At 75.2% G+C, this 16,179-nt stretch carries 2 protein-coding genes; both read right to left on the reverse strand.

The features are described 5' to 3' along the window. Positions 1-60: 60 nt before the first annotated feature. On the reverse strand, positions 61-4,749 hold the full coding sequence (locus ACF08F_RS25245) for an SDR family NAD(P)-dependent oxidoreductase (protein ID WP_392300812.1): 4,689 nt from the start codon (positions 4,747-4,749) through the stop codon (positions 61-63). Between the two features lie 96 nt (positions 4,750-4,845). Beyond that, entirely contained in the window at positions 4,846-16,080 is an 11,235-nt protein-coding gene (locus tag ACF08F_RS25250) for an SDR family NAD(P)-dependent oxidoreductase (protein WP_392300813.1), read from the reverse strand. Between the last annotated feature and the right edge of the window lie 99 nt (positions 16,081-16,179).

Raw genomic sequence — 16,179 nt, forward strand, 5'->3', positions numbered from 1 at the left:
TTCCGGGGGCCGAGCGCCGTCCGGATCAGGTGTCGTTCCGGGGGCCGAGCGCCATCCGGATCAGGTGTCGTTCCGGGGGCCGAGCGCCATCCGGATCAGGGCCTCGGCGTCGAGGTCGTCGATCGACGCCTCCGGCTCCGGCTCCGCGTCGGCGGCGCCGCCGTCCGGGCCGCCCGGGAGCGGCTCCGGCTCGATGCCGGTGAGGCGCAGCACGGTTTCGAGGACGCCCGCGTCCCGCAGCCGGTCGAGGGGCAGCTCGGCCAGGGCCCGGCGCACCCGCCCCTCCCAGTCCGTCGGAGCCGGCTCGGCCGGAGCGAGGTACGCCTGCTGGAGGTGTGCGGCGAGCGCGGCCGGCGTCGGGTGGTCGAAGACCGCCGTGGCCGGGATCCTGTCGCCGACCGCCGCGGAGAGCTGGTTGCGCAGCTGCACCGCCGTCAGCGAGTCGAAGCCGAGCTCGGTGAACGCACGGCCGGGGGCCACCCGGTCGGGCGAGGAGTGGCCGAGCACCGCAGCAGCGTGCGTACGGACGAGGGTGAGGAGCGCGGGCCGACGCTCGGACTCGGGCAGCGCGGCGATCGCGGCCAGCGCCGACGACCGCCCGGCCGGCGCCGCGGCGGACTCGCCGGAGGCCGGGGCGCCCACGGGCGCGGCGAGCGCCTGCCGGGCCTCCGGGACACCGTCGATCAGCGCGCTCGGCCGGGACACCGTGAACGCGGGCGCGAACCGCTCCCAGTCCACGTCGGCCACGGCGACGAAGGTCTCGTCGTGGCACACGGCCTTCGCCAGCTCGTCCAGGGCGCGGTCGGGACTCATCGGACGGATGCCCCGCCGCTGCCAGTACGCGTCGTCGGCGCCCCGGCCCATGCCGTCGCCCGCCCAGAGCCCCCAGGCGACCGAGGTCGCCGTCTCGCCCCGCGCCCGGCGCCGGGCGGCGAGGGCGTCGAGGTGGGCGTTGGCCGCCGCGTAGACGCCCTGGCCGCCGCTGCCCCAGACCCCGGCGTTCGAGGAGTAGAGCACGAAGGCGTCCAGCGGAGTGCCGCGCAGCAGCTCGTCCAGCACCTCGGCGCCCCTCGTCTTCGCGCCCAGGATGCGGGCGACGTCCTCCGGACCCGTGGCGTCCAGCGGATCGCCGCCTGGCGCGCCGGCGGTGTGGAGGACGGCGGTGAGGGGGGTGTCGGCGGGGATGGTGCCGAGGAGGGTGCGCATCGCGTCGGGATCGGTGACGTCGCTGGCGGCGAGGGTGACGCGGGTGCCGAGTGCTTCCAGCTCGCCCACGAGCTCGGCGGCGCCGGGGGCTTGGTCGCCGCTGCGGCTGACGAGGAGGAGGTGTTCGGCGCCGTGGTGGGCGGTCCAGCGTGCGGCGTGGGCGCCGAGGGCGCCGGTGCCGCCGGTGATGAGGACGGTGCCGTGGGGCTGCCAGTCGCGGGTGGGGCGGCGGTTGTGGAGGGGCGCGCGGGCGAGGCGGCGGGCGTGGAGGCCGGTGGTGCGGATGGCGACCTGGTCCTCGCCGGTGGCGCCCGAGAGGGTGGTGACGAGGTGGGTGAGGGCGGTGGTGTCGGGCTGGACGGGCAGGTCGATGAGACCGGCCCAGCGCTCGGGGTGCTCCAGGGCGACGACGCGGCCGAGGCCCCAGAGCATGGCCCGCTCGGGGTCGGCGGGAACGTCGCCGTGCCCGATGGAGACGGCGCCGGTGGTGACGGACCACTGGGGTGCGCCGATTCCGGCGTCGCCGAGGGCCTGTACCCAGGCGATCTGCGGTACGAGCGTGTCGAGGAGCGAGACGACACCGGTGAAGGTGTCGCCGGTCGTGAGGGCGGTGAGCCTGGCGGCGAGGGTCTCGCGGTCGTCGTCCGCCCCGGCCGTCAGCACCACGGCCTCGGCCCCGGCGGCCGTCAGCGCGCCCACCAGCTCGGCGTCGGGCTCGCTCCCGGCGGCGACGAGCCACCGCCCGGACAGCTCCGCCCCGCCGGAGGCCGTCAGCGGCTTCCACTCGACGCGGTAGCGCCAGTCGTCGGCGGCGCTCGTGGGCGCGGCGCTCTGGAGCCAGAAACGCTCGGTCCGGAAGGCGTAGGTGGGGAGTTCGGGGTTCGGGCCCGCCGTGGGGAGGAGGGGGCTCCAGTCGACGGGGAGTCCGCTGGCCCAGGCTTCGGCGAGCGAGGTGGTCAGGCGGTGCTGCCCGCCCTGCTCGCGGCGGAGGGTGCCGAGGCCGGTGACGGTCTCGGGGAGGGCCATGGTGAGGACGGGGTGGGCGCTGATCTCGACGAAGTGGGTGAAGCCTTCGTCGGTGGCGAGGGTTTCGACGGCGGGGGCGAAGCCGACGGGGTGGCGGAGGTTGCGGTACCAGTAGCCGCTGTCGAGGGCGGGTGTGGTGATCCAGGCGCCTTCGAGCGTGGAGAAGAAGGGCACCTCGGGCACGCGCGGGGTGAGTCCGGCGAGGACCTCGGCGAGCTCGGTCTCGATGGTCTCGACGTGGGCGCTGTGGGAGGCGTAGTCGACGGGGATGATCCGCGCGCGGACCCCGTCGGCCTCACAGGTACGGGCGAGCTCCTCGATCTGTACGGGGTCACCGGAGACGACCGTGGCGGTGGGGCCGTTGACGGCGGCGACGGAGAGCCCGTCGAAGGCGGTCAGTCGCTCCAGGACGTCGGCCTCGGCGAGCGCGAGGGAGAGCATCCCGCCCTTGCCGGCGAGGTGGGCGCCGATGGACTTGCTGCGGAGTGCGACGACCTTGGCGGCGTTGTCGAGGCTGAGTGCCCCGGCGACGTACGCGGCGGCGATCTCGCCCTGGGAGTGGCCGACGACGGCCTGAGGGGTGATCCCGTGGTGCTGCCAGACCTTGGCGAGGGAGACCATGACGGCGAACGTCACGGGCTGGACGACGTCGACGCGGTCGAGCGTCGGTGCGCCGGGTGCCTGCCGGACGACGGCTTCGAGCGACCAGTCGACGTAGCGGGAGAGCGCGGTCTCGCACGCGGCCATCTCCGCTGCGAACTCCTTCGACACGTCGAGGAGTTCGGCGCCCATCCCGGCCCACTGCGTGCCCTGGCCCGGGAACACGAACGCCACCCGGCCCACGTCCGTGGACGTGCCGCGTATCAGCCCCTCCGGCATCCGCAGGGCGTCCCGCAGCGCCTCCCGGCCGTCGCCGACCGCGACCGCGCGGTGCTCCATCGCCGTACGGCCGCTGACCAGGCCGCGGGCCACCGCGGCCGGAGCCAGATCCGTACGGCCGTCCGCGTAGGCGGCGAGCCGCTCGATCTGGGCGTCCAGCGCGGCCGGGGTCTTCGCCGACACGAGCCACGGCACCGTACCGTCGGCCGTCGGCCCGTCGGCCGGGGTGATCTCGTCCGCCGGGGCCTCTTCGAGGACGACGTGGGCGTTGGTGCCGCTGATGCCGAAGGAGGAGACGGCGGCACGGCGCAGCCCGCCGTCCTGCTTCTGCGGCCAGTCGACGGCCTGGGTGAGCAGCTCGACCGTGCCCGCCGACCAGTCGATCTGGTCCGACGGCTCGTCCACGTGGAGCGTCTTCGGAAGCAGCCCGTGGCGCATCGCCTGGACCATCTTGATGACACCCGCGACACCGGCGGCGGCCTGGGTGTGCCCGATGTTCGACTTCAACGCGCCCAGCCTCAGCGGCTGTTCGCTGCTCTTCTCCTGGCCGTAGGTGGCGATGAGCGCCTGGGCCTCGATCGGGTCGCCGAGGCGCGTGCCCGTGCCGTGCGCCTCGACGACGTCGACGTCACCCGGGGCGAGCCGGGCGTCCGCCAGGGCGCGCCGGATGACACGCTGCTGCGAAGGTCCGTTCGGGGCGGTGAGGCCGTTGCTGGCGCCGTCCTGGTTGACGGCGCTGCCGCGGACGACCGCCAGGACGCGGTGGCCGTTGCGGCGGGCGTCCGAGAGGCGCTCGACGAGGAGGACTCCGGCACCCTCAGCCGGGCCGAAGCCGTCCGCCGAGGTGGCGAAGGCCTTCGACCGGCCGTCCGCCGCGAGCCCGCGCTGCCGGCTGAACTGCACGAACAGGTCCGCGTTGGGCATGACCGTGACACCGCCGGCGAGGGCCATGTCGCACTCGCCCTTGCGCAGGGCCTGCACGGCGAGGTGCAGGGCGACCAGCGAGGACGAGCACGCCGTGTCCACCGTCAGGGCCGGCCCGTCCGTACCGAGGACGTACGCGATGCGGCCGGACAGGAAGCCCAGCGCCGCACCGCTGACCAGGTGGCCCTCCAGCTCCGGCGACTGCGCGGCGGTGGTCTGCCCCGAGGTGTAGCCGGTGTGCCAGCCGCCGACGAAGACGCCGAGGCCGCTGCCCTTCAGGGACGTCGGGTCGATGCCCGCGCTCTCGATCGCCTCCCACGCGGTGGTGAGGGACAGCCGCTGCTGCGGGTCCATGGCGAGGGCCTCGCGCGGCGAGATCCCGAAGAAGTCGGCGTCGAACTCGCCCGCGTCGTGCAGGAATCCGCCGGAGCGGCAGTACGTCCTGCCGGAGGCGTCCGGGTCGGGGTCGTAGAGGCCCTCCACGTCCCAGCCGCGGTCCTGCGGGAACTCCGAGATCGCGTCGCCGTCCCCGGCCACCAGCTCCCACAGGTCCTCGGGCGAGGCGACGCCGCCCGGCAGACGGCAGGCCATGCCCACGATCGCCACCGGCTCGTGCGTGCGTCCCTCGATCTCGCGCAGACGCCTGGTGTTCTGCTGCAGCTCGGCGGTGACGCGCTTGAGGTAGTCGCGGAGCTTGTCTTCGTTGTTCGCCATGGCTCCCGTTCTCGCCTGTCCGTTCCGTGTCTGAGGGGCTGGTGCCGGTGGTGCTGGTGGGGTGGGTGGTGCTCTCGTGGTGCCGGTCAGGTCAGGTCAGAAGTCGGATTCGCCCAGCTCCTTGTCGATGAAGGAGAAGAGGTCGTCGTCGGAGGCCTCGTCCAGGTCGGTGGCCTCGTCGGCGTCGCCCCCCAGGGCCGCAGCCAGTGCCCTCAGCCGGGCGGCGAGCTCCGGACGGCCGTCGGCGGCCGGCGCGAGGGAGGCGAGTACGCCCTCCAGCCGGTCGAGTTCGGCCAGGGCCGCCGCGGTCTGCCGGTCCGTCGCCGAACCCGTACCGCCGTCGGAGCCGACGCCGTCCGCCCAGGCGCCGCCCGCGGCCGCGGCGAGTTCGTCGAGCAGGTGCCCGGCCAGCTCCCCCGGCGTGGGGTGGTCGAAGACCAGCGTGGCCGGGAGCCGCAGCCCGGTGGCGGCGTTGAGGCGGTTGCGGAGTTCGACGGCGGTGAGGGAGTCGAAACCGGTGTCGCGGAAGGCGCGCTCCAGGTCGACCCGGCTCGGGGTGCCGTGTCCCAGGACGGTCGCCACGTGCGTACGGACGAGGTCCCGCAGGTGCGCGACCCGGTCGTCCGCCGGCATCGCGGCGAGCCGGCCGCCGAGGTCCGTGTCCGCCTCGCCCGTGCCACCGGCGGCGGCCCTGCGCCGGCCGCCCGGCGCGCCGCCGGTCCGCGCCCCGCGGGTGAGCCCGCCGAGCAGCGGCGCCAGCATGCCGTCGCGCTCCTGGGCGCGGAGCGCGGCGACGTCCAGGGCGATCGGGACGAGCGCCGGGTCGTCGCGGCGCATGGCCGCGTCCAGGAGGGACAGGGTCAGCGCGCTGTCCATGGGCGTCGCCCCGGAACGGGCCAGCCGCGAGCGGTCGGTGTCGCTGAGCCCGCCGGTCATCCCGCTGTTCTCGGCCCAGAGGCCCCAGCCGAGGGAGACGGCGGGGAGGCCGGCTGCCCGGCGGCGCCAGGCGAGGGCGTCGAGGGTGGCGTTGGCGGCGGCGTACGCGCCCTGTCCCGCGCCACCGAAGACGGCGGCGGCGGAGGAGAACAGGACGAACGCGGCCAGGTCGTAGGCGGGGGTCGAGGTGAGCTCGTCGAGGAGGAAGGCCGCGTCGACCTTGGGCCGCAGGACGTGTTCCACGTCGTCCGTCGTCATGGAGGGGAGGGTGCCGTCGGAGAGGACGCCGGCGGTGTGGACGACCGCGGTGAGGGGGTGGTCGGTGGGGACGGAGTCGAGTACGGCGGTGAGGGCTTGGCGGTCGGCGACGTCGCAGGCGGCGACGGACACGTCGGCTCCCAGGGCCTCCAGCTCGCTCACGAGCTCGGTGGCGCCGGGGGCGTCCGGTCCGCGACGGCTCACCAGCAGCAGGCGCCGCACACCCCACTCGCTCACCACATGCCGGGCCACGATCCCGCCCAGCGCACCGGTGCCGCCGGTCAGCAGGACCGTCCCCGCCGGGTCGAGCCCCGACGGCATGGTCAGGACGACCTTGCCCGTGTGGCGCGCCTGGCTGACGTGCCGGAAGGCGTCGCGGGCCCGGCGCACGTCCCAGGTGGTGACGGGCAGGTGCCGGAGCACCCCGCTCTCGAAGAGGGCGACGATCTCGGCGAGCATCTCGCCGATCCGCTCCGGCCCGGCCTCGCCGAGGTCGAAGGCGCGGTAGCCGACGCCCGGGTGGTCGGCGGCGACCTTCTCCGCGTCGCGGACGTCGGTCTTGCCCATCTCCACGAAGCGGCCGCCCGGGCCGAGCAGGCGCAGCGAGGCGTCGACGAACTCACGGGCGAGCGAGTTCAGCACGACGTCCATGCCCGCCCCGTCGGAAGCGGTACGGAACGCGGACTCGAAGTCCAGCGTGCGGGAGGAGGCGATGTGCGCGTCGTCCAGGCCGAGGGCGCGCAGGGCGTCCCACTTCCCGTGACTCGCCGTGCCGTGGACCTCCACGCCCCAGTGCCGGGCGAGCTGCACGGCCGCCATGCCGACGCCGCCGGCGGCGGAGTGGACCAGGAGTCGCTCGCCCGCCTTGACGTCCGCCAGGTCGCGCAGGGCGTAGACGGCCGTCAGGAACACCACCGGCACGGAGGCGCCCTGGGCGAACGTCCACCCCTCGGGCATCCGCGCGACGGTCCGCGCGTCGGCCGTGACGAGCGGGGCGTACGCGCCGGAGAGCAGGCCCATGACCCGGTCGCCGGGAGCGAGGTGCGTGACGCCGGGGCCGGTCGCGGTGACCACACCGGCTCCCTCGGTGCCCATCAGCGCCGGATCGGGGTACATGCCGAGGGCGATCAGGACGTCGCGGAAGTTGAGACCGGTGGCCCGGATCGCGATGCGGACCTCACCCGGGCCGAGCGGCTCCGGAGCGAGGGCCGCGGCGTCGCCGGGCGCCGCCCTGAGGCTCTCCAGGCTGCCGTCCGTCCCCGGCTCCAGACGCCAGAGGGCCGGAGCGGCGGGCAGCGGCAGAGCGGCGAGGCCGTCCGCCGCGGCGGGCGCCGCGGCCCGCGCCAGGCGGGGTACGAGGAGCGAGCCGTCCCGGACGGCGAGCTGCGGCTCACCCGAGCCGAGCGCGGTCGCGAGGGTGCGGCCGAGGCCGGCGTCGTCGGCGGTCGCACCCGCGGCGGCGGACGCGGCGGTGTCGCCGTCGGCGAGGTCGAGCAGGACGAACCGGCCCGGGCTCTCCGTCTGCGCGGACCGCCCCAGGCCCCACACGGCGGCCTGCCCCGTCGACCGCAGGCCGTCGCCGGACCGGGCGGCGACCGCGTCCCGGGTCACGAGCACCAGACGCGCGTCGGTGAACCGCTCGTCGGCCAGCCAGGACTGCATCAGCGCCAGCGACCCGTGCAGGGCCTCCCGGACGTGCTCCGGCCCGCCCGGGCCGGCGGCGGGGCAGTCCACCAGGACGGTCGCCGGGACCGGGGTCTCGCCCCGGCCGACGGCCCCCGCCAGCGCGGCGAGGTCCGGGAACGCCAGGACCTCGGTGCCGGCGGCGCGCAGCGCCACGGCGAGCCCGTCGGTGTCACCGCCCAGCACGACCGCACCCGGCAGCACCTGCGCGGCACCGTCCCAGGCGGTCCACTCCAGCACGTGCAGCGCGTCCGGGGTCGGGTCGCCGAAGGCCGCCAGCTGCGCGGGGTCGACGGGCAGCACCGTGAGGGAGTCCGCGGCGAACACCGGCTGCCCGGAGGCGTCGGAGGCGCTCAGGGACACCGTGTCCGGCCCGGTGGACGCCAGCCGCACCCGGAGGGCGGTGGCGCCGACCGCGTACAGGGAGATCCCGCTCCAGGCGAACGGCAGCCGCGTGCCCTCGCCGAACGCCCCGCCCGCGCCGGCCGCCTGCACGGCCGCGTCGAGCAGCGCCGGGTGCAGGCCGAACCGCGCACCCTCCGCACCGGCGACCTCGGCCGGCAGGGCCACGTCGGCGAACACCTCGTCGCCGCGCCGCCACACGCCCCGGACGCCCTGGAAGAGGGGGCCGTAGCCGTACCCGCTCGCCGCGAACCGCTCGTACAGCCCGTCCACGTCCACCGGCTCCGCGCCCGAAGGCGGCCAGGCCTCCGGCTCGGCGACGGGGGCGGTGCGGTCCACGCGGACCGCCAGCACACCGGTGGCGTGCCGCGTCCACTCCGCCTCACCCGGCGCGTCCTCCGGGTGCGCGTACAGCGCGAAGGTACGGCGCCCGGACTCGTCGGCGGCGCCGACGGACAGCTGCACGCGGACCGCGCCGCGACGGGGCAGGACGAGCGGGGCGTCGAGGGTGAGCTCCTCGACCAGATCGCAACCGACCTGGTCCCCGGCCCGGAACGCCAGCTCCACGAAGGCCGTGCCCGGCAGCAGCACCGTGCCGGACACCGCGTGGTCCGCGAGCCAGGGGTGCGTACGCAGGGAGAGGCTTCCCGTGAGCAGGCAGCCGTCGGAGTCCGCGAGCGCCACGGCCGCGCCGAGCAGCGGGTGCTCGGCCGCCCCGAGACCGGCGGAGGTGACGTCACCCGTCGCGGAGAGGTCAGGCTGCGGCCAGTAGCGCTCGGTCTGGAAGGCGTACGTGGGGAGGCCGGGGCGGGTGGTCGTGACCGGGAGCAGCGAGGCCCAGTCGACGGGCAGACCGTTGACCCAGGCCTCGGCGAGCGAGGTGGTCAGGCGGTGCTGCCCGCCCTGCTCGCGGCGGAGGGTGCCGAGGCCGGTGACGGTCTCGGGGAGGGCCATGGTGAGGACGGGGTGGGCGCTGACTTCGACGAAGTGGGTGAAGCCTTCGTCGGTGGCGAGGGTTTCGACGGCGGGGGCGAAGCCGACGGGGTGGCGGAGGTTGCGGTACCAGTAGGTGCTGTCGAGGTTGGGCGTGGTGATCCAGGCGCCTTCGAGGGTCGAGAAGAACGGGATCCGGGGCGCCTGCGGGTCGAGTCCGGCGAGGACCTCGGCGAGCTCGGTCTCGATGGTCTCGACGTGGGCGCTGTGGGAGGCGTAGTCGACGGGGATGATCCGCGCGCGGATGCCGTCGGCCTCACAGATACGGGCGAGCTCTTCGATCTGGGCCGGGTCGCCGGCGACGACGGTGGCGGTGGGCCCGTTGACGGCGGCGATCGACAGGCCGTCGAGGCCGGAGATCCGCTCCTGGGTGGCGTCCTCGCTGAGCGCGAGGGAGATCATGCCGCCCTTGCCGGCGAGGTGGGCGCCGATGGACTTGCTGCGGAGTGCGACGACCTTGGCGGCGTCGTCGAGGGTGAGTGCCCCGGCGACGTACGCGGCGGCGATCTCGCCCTGGGAGTGGCCGATGACGGCCTGGGGGGTGATGCCGTGGTGCTGCCAGACCTTGGCGAGGGAGACCATGACGGCGAAGGTGACGGGCTGGACGACGTCGACGCGGTCGAGCGTCGGTGCGCCGGGCGTCTGCCGGACGACGGCTTCGAGCGACCAGTCCACGTAACGCGAGAGCGCGGTCTCGCACGCGGCCATCTCCGCCGCGAACTCCTTCGACACGTCGAGGAGTTCGGCGCCCATCCCGGCCCACTGCGTGCCCTGGCCGGGGAATACAAACGCCACACGCCCGACACCGGAGGCCACACCCCGGACCAGCCCCTCGGGGGCGGCCAGTGCGGCCGCCAGGTCGTCCCGCCCGGCGCCGACGGCGACGGCCCGGTGCTCGAACCGCGCCCGCCCGTCGGCCAGTACGCGGGCGACCGCGCCCGGGGCGACGGCGTCCGCACGCTCCTGCGCGGCGTAGGCGGCGAGGCGCCCGATCTGCGCGTCGAGCGCACCGGCGGTCTTGGCCGACACGAGCCACGGCACGACGTCACCGGCCGACGGCTCGTCGGTCGGGGTGTCCTCGTCGGCCGGGGCCTCTTCGAGGACGACGTGGGCGTTGGTGCCGCTGATGCCGAAGGAGGAGACGGCGGCGCGGCGCAGCCCGCCGTCCTGCTTCTGCGGCCAGTCGACGGCCTCGGTGAGCAGCTCGACCGTGCCCGCCGACCAGTCGATCTGGTCCGACGGCCGGTCCACGTGGAGGGTCTTCGGCAGTACGCCGTGGCGCATCGCCTGGACCATCTTGATGATGCCGGAGACGCCGGCGGCGGCCTGGGTGTGGCCGATGTTGGACTTCAACGAGCCGAGTCGCAGCGGCTGTTCGGTGTTCCGTCCCTGCCCGTAGGTGGCGATGAGGGCCTGGGCCTCGATCGGGTCGCCGAGGCGCGTGCCCGTGCCGTGCGCCTCGACCACGTCCACGTCGGCGGTCGTCAGGCGGGCGTCGGCCAGGGCGCGGCGGATGACGCGCTGCTGCGAGGGGCCGTTCGGGGCGGTGAGGCCGTTGCTGGCGCCGTCCTGGTTGACGGCGCTGCCGCGGACGACCGCCAGGACGCGGTGGCCGTTGCGGCGGGCGTCCGACAGACGCTCGACGAGGAGCATGCCGACGCCCTCGGCCGGGCCGAAGCCGTCCGCCGACGCGGCGAAGGCCTTCGACCGGCCGTCCTCCGCGAGCCCGCGCTGCCGGCTGAACTCCACGAACGTCGTAGGCGTCGACATGACCGTCACACCGCCCGCGAGCGCCAGCCCGCACTCGCCCTTGCGCAGCGCCTGCACGGCGAGGTGCAGGGCGACCAGCGACGACGAGCACGCCGTGTCGACGGTGACGGCCGGACCTTCGAGGCCCAACGTGTACGAGACGCGCCCCGACATGATGCTGGCGGCGTTGCCCGTACCGACGTAACCCTCCAGGTCCTCGGCGGTGTTGCGGAGCAGCGGCTCGTAGTGCGGGCCGTTCGTCCCCGCGAAGACGCCGACCTGCTGGCCTTGGAGAGACGTCGGGTCGATGCCCGCGTCCTCGACGGCCTCCCAGGACGTCTCCAGGAGGAGCCGCTGCTGCGGGTCCATGGCGAGGGCCTCGCGCGGCGAGATCCCGAAGAAGTCGGCGTCGAACTCGCCCGCCTCGTCCAGGAATCCACCGGCACGGCAGTACGTACGCCCGGACGCGTCCGGGTCCGGGTCGTACAGCCCCTCCACGTCCCAGCCACGGTCCTGCGGGAAGCCGGAGATCGCGTCCCCGCCGCCCGCCACCAGCCGCCACAGGTCCTCCGGCGAGGCGACGCCGCCCGGCAGACGGCACGCCATGCCCACGATCGCGACGGGCTCGTCCTCGGCCCCGCCGTCCACCGGCAGCTGCTCGGCGGCACCGGCCTGATCGCCCAGGATCTCCGCGAGCAGGAACTCCGCCAGCGTCCGCGGGGTCGGGTAGTCGAAGACGAGCGTGGCCGGGAGGGCCAGACCGGTCGCGTTCTTGAGACGGTTGCGGAGCTCGACCGCCGTCAGCGAGTCGAAACCGAGGTCACGGAAGGCCCGCCCGGTGTCGACCGACTCGGGGGAGGGGTGGTTGAGGACCACGGCGAGGTGCTCGCGCACCAACTCCTGTACGAGGCGCTGCTGTTCCGCGCCGGACAGGGCGCCGAGCCGCCGGCTCAGAGCGGTGTCGTCGGCGGCCGTCGTCGACTGCTGCTCGTCGAGCGCGCGGCGCGCCTCCGGCAGGTCGGCGAGCAGGGTGCCCGGCCGGGCCGTCGTGAAACCGGGCGCGAAGCTCGACCAGTCGACGTCGGCGATCGTGACGGCGGTGTCACCGTGGCCGAGCGCGGTGTCCAGCGCGGCGAGCGCCGTCGCGGGAGCGAGGGGGCGAAGGCCGAGGCGGCGCAGCCGCTCACCGGTCGCGCCCTCGGTGACGCGGCTGCCCTCCCACGGGCTCCAGGCCACCGAGGCCACGGTGGGGCCGTCGGCCAGGTGCCGCCCGGCGAGGGCGTCGAGGAAGGCCGTACCGGCGGCGTACGCGCCCTGCCCCGCGCCGCCCCAGATCGCAGCGACCGAGGAGAAGAGGACCAGGACGGGCGCAGGGGCCCCGGCCTTCGCGGCCTCCCGCAGGAGCGTGTCCAGGTGCAGCGCGGCGGTGGCCTTCGCGGTCACGACACGGGCGAGCGCGTCCGGGTCGGTCGCGGCGAGCGGCTCGGAGCCGACGGTGGGCGGCAGGTGGAGGACGGCGCTGAGCGGGTGCGCGTCGGGGACGCCGGCGAGCAGCCGGGCGGCCGCCTCCGGGTCCGTGAGGTCGCAGGACACGACGGTGGCCGCGGCGCCCAGGTCCGCGAGCTCGGCGACGAGGCCGGTGAGGTCGGCGGGGTCGGTGAGGTCGGCGGGGTCGGCGGGGTCGGCGAGGCCTGTGAGGTCAGCGGGGTCCGAGGGGCCTGCGGGGCCGGCGGGGTCGCCGTGCCCGGTGCCGTCCGTGCCGGAGACCTCGGTCGGGCCGGCGTGGAGGAGGAGGTGGCCGGCGCCGTCGCGGGCGAGCCGGCGGGCGGCCTCGGCGGCCGCGGGCTCCTGGGCGCCGGTGACGAGCACCGTGCCGTCGGACCGCCACCACGGCGAAGCCGTGCCGTGCACGGGGAGGGAGGCGCGGACGAGGCGCCGGGCGAGCAGCCCGGAGGCGCGCACGGCGACCTGGTCCTCACCCGTACCGCCGGCGAGAACCGTGGCCAGCCGCTCCAGGGCCGTCCCGTCGGCGTCCGAGGGCAGGTCGATCAGGCCGCCCCACCGCTCGGGGTGCTCAAGGGCGGCGACCCGGCCCATGCCCCACACCATGGCCTGGGCGGGGGAGGTGACGTGGTCGGCCCGGCCGACGGAGACCGCGCCGCGGGTGACGCACCACAGCGGGGCGGCGACCCCGGCGTCCTCCAGCGCCTGCACGACCGTGAGGGTGGCGCCGGTGCCCCGGGTGAAGGGGGCGGGGTGGCCGGGGTGCGCGCTCTCGTCCCACGCGAGCAGCGAGAGCACGCCGTCGACGGCACCGTCGGCCGCGGCCAGGGCCTCGCCCAGCACCTCCGCGAGCCGCTCCCGGCCGGCCAGGGGGGACACGTCCAGCTGTACGGGGTCGGCGCCCGCGCCGGACAGCGCGGCGAGCACCGGGGCGGCCTCGGAGGAACGGTCCTCGGATGTGACGACGAGCCAGCGGCCGGTCAGGCCGGCGCGCTCGGTCCCCTCGGCGGCCGGGAGGCGCTTCCAGTCGACGCGGTAGCGCCAGGAGTCCTGCACGGAGCCCTGGACGGCGGGGGAGTCGTGGAGCCAGTAGTGGCGGCGCTGGAAGGCGTACGTCGGGAGCTCGGGCCGCCGGCGGCCGGTGACGGCGGGCATGACGGGCGCCCAGTCGACGGGGAGTCCGTTGGCCCAGGCTTCGGCGAGTGAGGTGACGAGCCGGTTGTGGCCGCCGTTGTCGCGGCGGAGGGTGCCGAGCCCGGTGACGGCCTCGGGGAGGGCCATGGTGAGGACGGGGTGGGCGCTGACTTCGACGAAGTGGGTGAAGCCTTCGTCGGTGGCGAGGGTTTCGACGGCGGGGGCGAAGCCGACGGGGTGGCGGAGGTTGCGGTACCAGTAGGTGCTGTCGAGGGCGGGCGTGGTGATCCAGGCGCCTTCGAGTGTCGAGAAGAACGGGATCCGGGGCGCCTGCGGGTCCAGTCCGCTCAGGACCTCGGCCAGCTCGCTCTCGATGGTCTCGACCTGGGCGCTGTGGGACGCGTAGTCGACGGGGATGATCCGCGCGCGGACCCCGTCCGCCTCACACGCCTGCGCGAGTTCCTCGATCTGGTCCGGGTCGCCGGCGACGACGGTGGCGGTGGGCCCGTTGAGGGCGGCGATCGACAGGCCGTCGAGGCCGGAGATCCGCTCCTGGGTGGCGTCCTCGCTGAGCGCGAGGGAGATCATGCCGCCCTTGCCGGCGAGGTGCTTGGCGATGGACTGGGAGCGCAATGCGACGACCTTGGCGGCGTAGTCGAGGCTGAGTGCCCCGGCGACGTACGCGGCGGCGATCTCGCCCTGCGAGTGGCCGACGACGGCCTGCGGGGTCACACCGTGGTGCTGCCAGACCTTGGCGAGGGACACCATCACGGCGAAGGTGACGGGCTGGACGACGTCGACCCGCTCCAGCGAGGGTGCGCCGGGCGCCTGGCGGACGACGGCCTCCAGCGACCAGTCCACGTAACGCGAGAGCGCGGTCTCGCACGCGGCCATCGAGGCCGCGAACTCCGCCGACACGTCGAGGAGTTCGGCGCCCATCCCGGCCCACTGCGTCCCCTGGCCCGGAAACACGAACGCCACCCGGCCCACGTCCGTGGACGTGCCGCGTATCAGCCCCTCCGGGGCGGCCAGCGCCTGTACGAGGTCGTCCGTCCCGGCGCCCAGCGCGACGGCCCGGTGCTCGAACTGCGCCCGCCCGTCCGCCAGTACGCGCGCGACAGCGGCCGCGTCGACCTCGTACCCGCGGTCCCGCGAGGCGAACGCGGCGAGGCGCCCGATCTGGGCGTCCAGCGCGGCCGGGGTCTTCGCCGACACGAGCCACGGCACCAGACCGCCGCACGCCGACGGCTCGACGGGCGCAGCCTCCTCGGCCACGGCCGGGGCCTCTTCGAGGACGACGTGGGCGTTCGTGCCGCTGACGCCGAAGGAGGAGACGGCGGCCCGGCGCAGCCCGCCCTCGCCCTTGTCCGGCCAGTCCATGGCCTCGGTCAGCAGCTCGACCGCGCCGGCCGACCAGTCCACCTGGTCCGTCGGCTTCTCCACGTGCAGGGTCTTCGGCAGCACGCCGTGGCGCATCGCCTGGACCATCTTGATGACACCGGAGACGCCGGCGGCGGCCTGCGTGTGTCCGATGTTCGACTTCAACGAGCCGAGCCGCAGCGGCTGTTCGGCGTCCCGTCCCTGCCCGTAGGTGGCGATGACGGCCTGGGCCTCGATCGGGTCGCCGAGCCGTGTGCCCGTGCCGTGTGCCTCGACGACGTCCACGTCGGCCGTGGTCAGCCGGGCGTCGGCCAGGGCGCGGCGGATGACACGCTGCTGCGACGGGCCGTTCGGGGCGGTGAGGCCGCTGCTGGCGCCGTCCTGGTTGACGGCGGTGCCCCGGACCACGGCGAGGACCCGGTGGCCCTTGCGGCGGGCGTCCGACAGGCGCTCGACGAGGAGGACGCCGACGCCCTCGGACCAGCTGGTGCCGTCCGCCGTCGACGAGAAGGACTTCGAGCGGCCGTCCGGGGCCAGTCCGCGCTGGCGGCTGAACTCGACGAAGGTGCTGGGCGTCGACATGACCGTCACGCCGCCGGCGAGCGCCATGTCGACCTCGCCCTTGCGCAGCGCCTGCACGGCGAGGTGCAGGGCGACCAGCGAGGACGAGCACGCCGTGTCGACGGTGACGGCCGGACCTTCGAGGCCCAGCGTGTAGGCGACCCGGCCCGAGGCGACACTGCCCGAGTTGCCGGTGCCCAGGTACCCCTCGATGCCCTCGGGGACATCGGTGAGGCGGGTCGCGTAGTCGTGGTACATCACGCCGGTGAAGACGCCGACCGAGGTGCCGCGCGCGGAGGCCGCCGGGATCCCGGCGTGCTCGAACGCCTCCCAGGAGGCCTCCAGGAGGAGCCGCTGCTGCGGGTCCATGGCGAGGGCCTCGCGCGGCGAGATCCCGAAGAAGTCGGCGTCGAACTCGCCCGCCTCGTACAGGAATCCGGCCTCACGGGCGTAGCTCTTGCCCGTGGTTTCCGGGTTCGGGTCGTACAGGCCCTCCACGTCCCAGCCGCGGTCCTGCGGGAACTCCGAGATCGCGTCCTCGCCGCCGGCCACCAGCCGCCACAGGTCCTCGGGCGAGGCGACGCCGCCCGGCAGACGGCAGGCCATGCCGACGATCGCCACCGGCTCGCCCGCCTTCGCCTCCAGCTCGCGGAGGCGGCCACGGGCCTCGTGGAGGTCCGCCGTGGCACGACGCAGGTAGTCGAGGTACTTCTCTTCGTTCACCGTGGACACGCTGTCCCCTTGAGTTCCTGGAGGCGCCCCGAGGCGCGCATGAAGTGGTTCGAGTCGAGGTGCCCGGGACGGGGGGTCCGGGGCGGGAGGCGACCGTGC

It is taken from the genome of Streptomyces sp. NPDC015130 (assembly GCF_043080005.1).
Classification (GTDB): Bacteria; Actinomycetota; Actinomycetes; order Streptomycetales; family Streptomycetaceae; genus Streptomyces.

Excerpts from the sequence above, each read along its gene's own strand:
- ACF08F_RS25245 (WP_392300812.1), bottom strand. The coding sequence starts at position 4,749 with ATGGCGAACAACGAAGACAAGCTCCGCGACTACCTCAAGCGCGTCACC.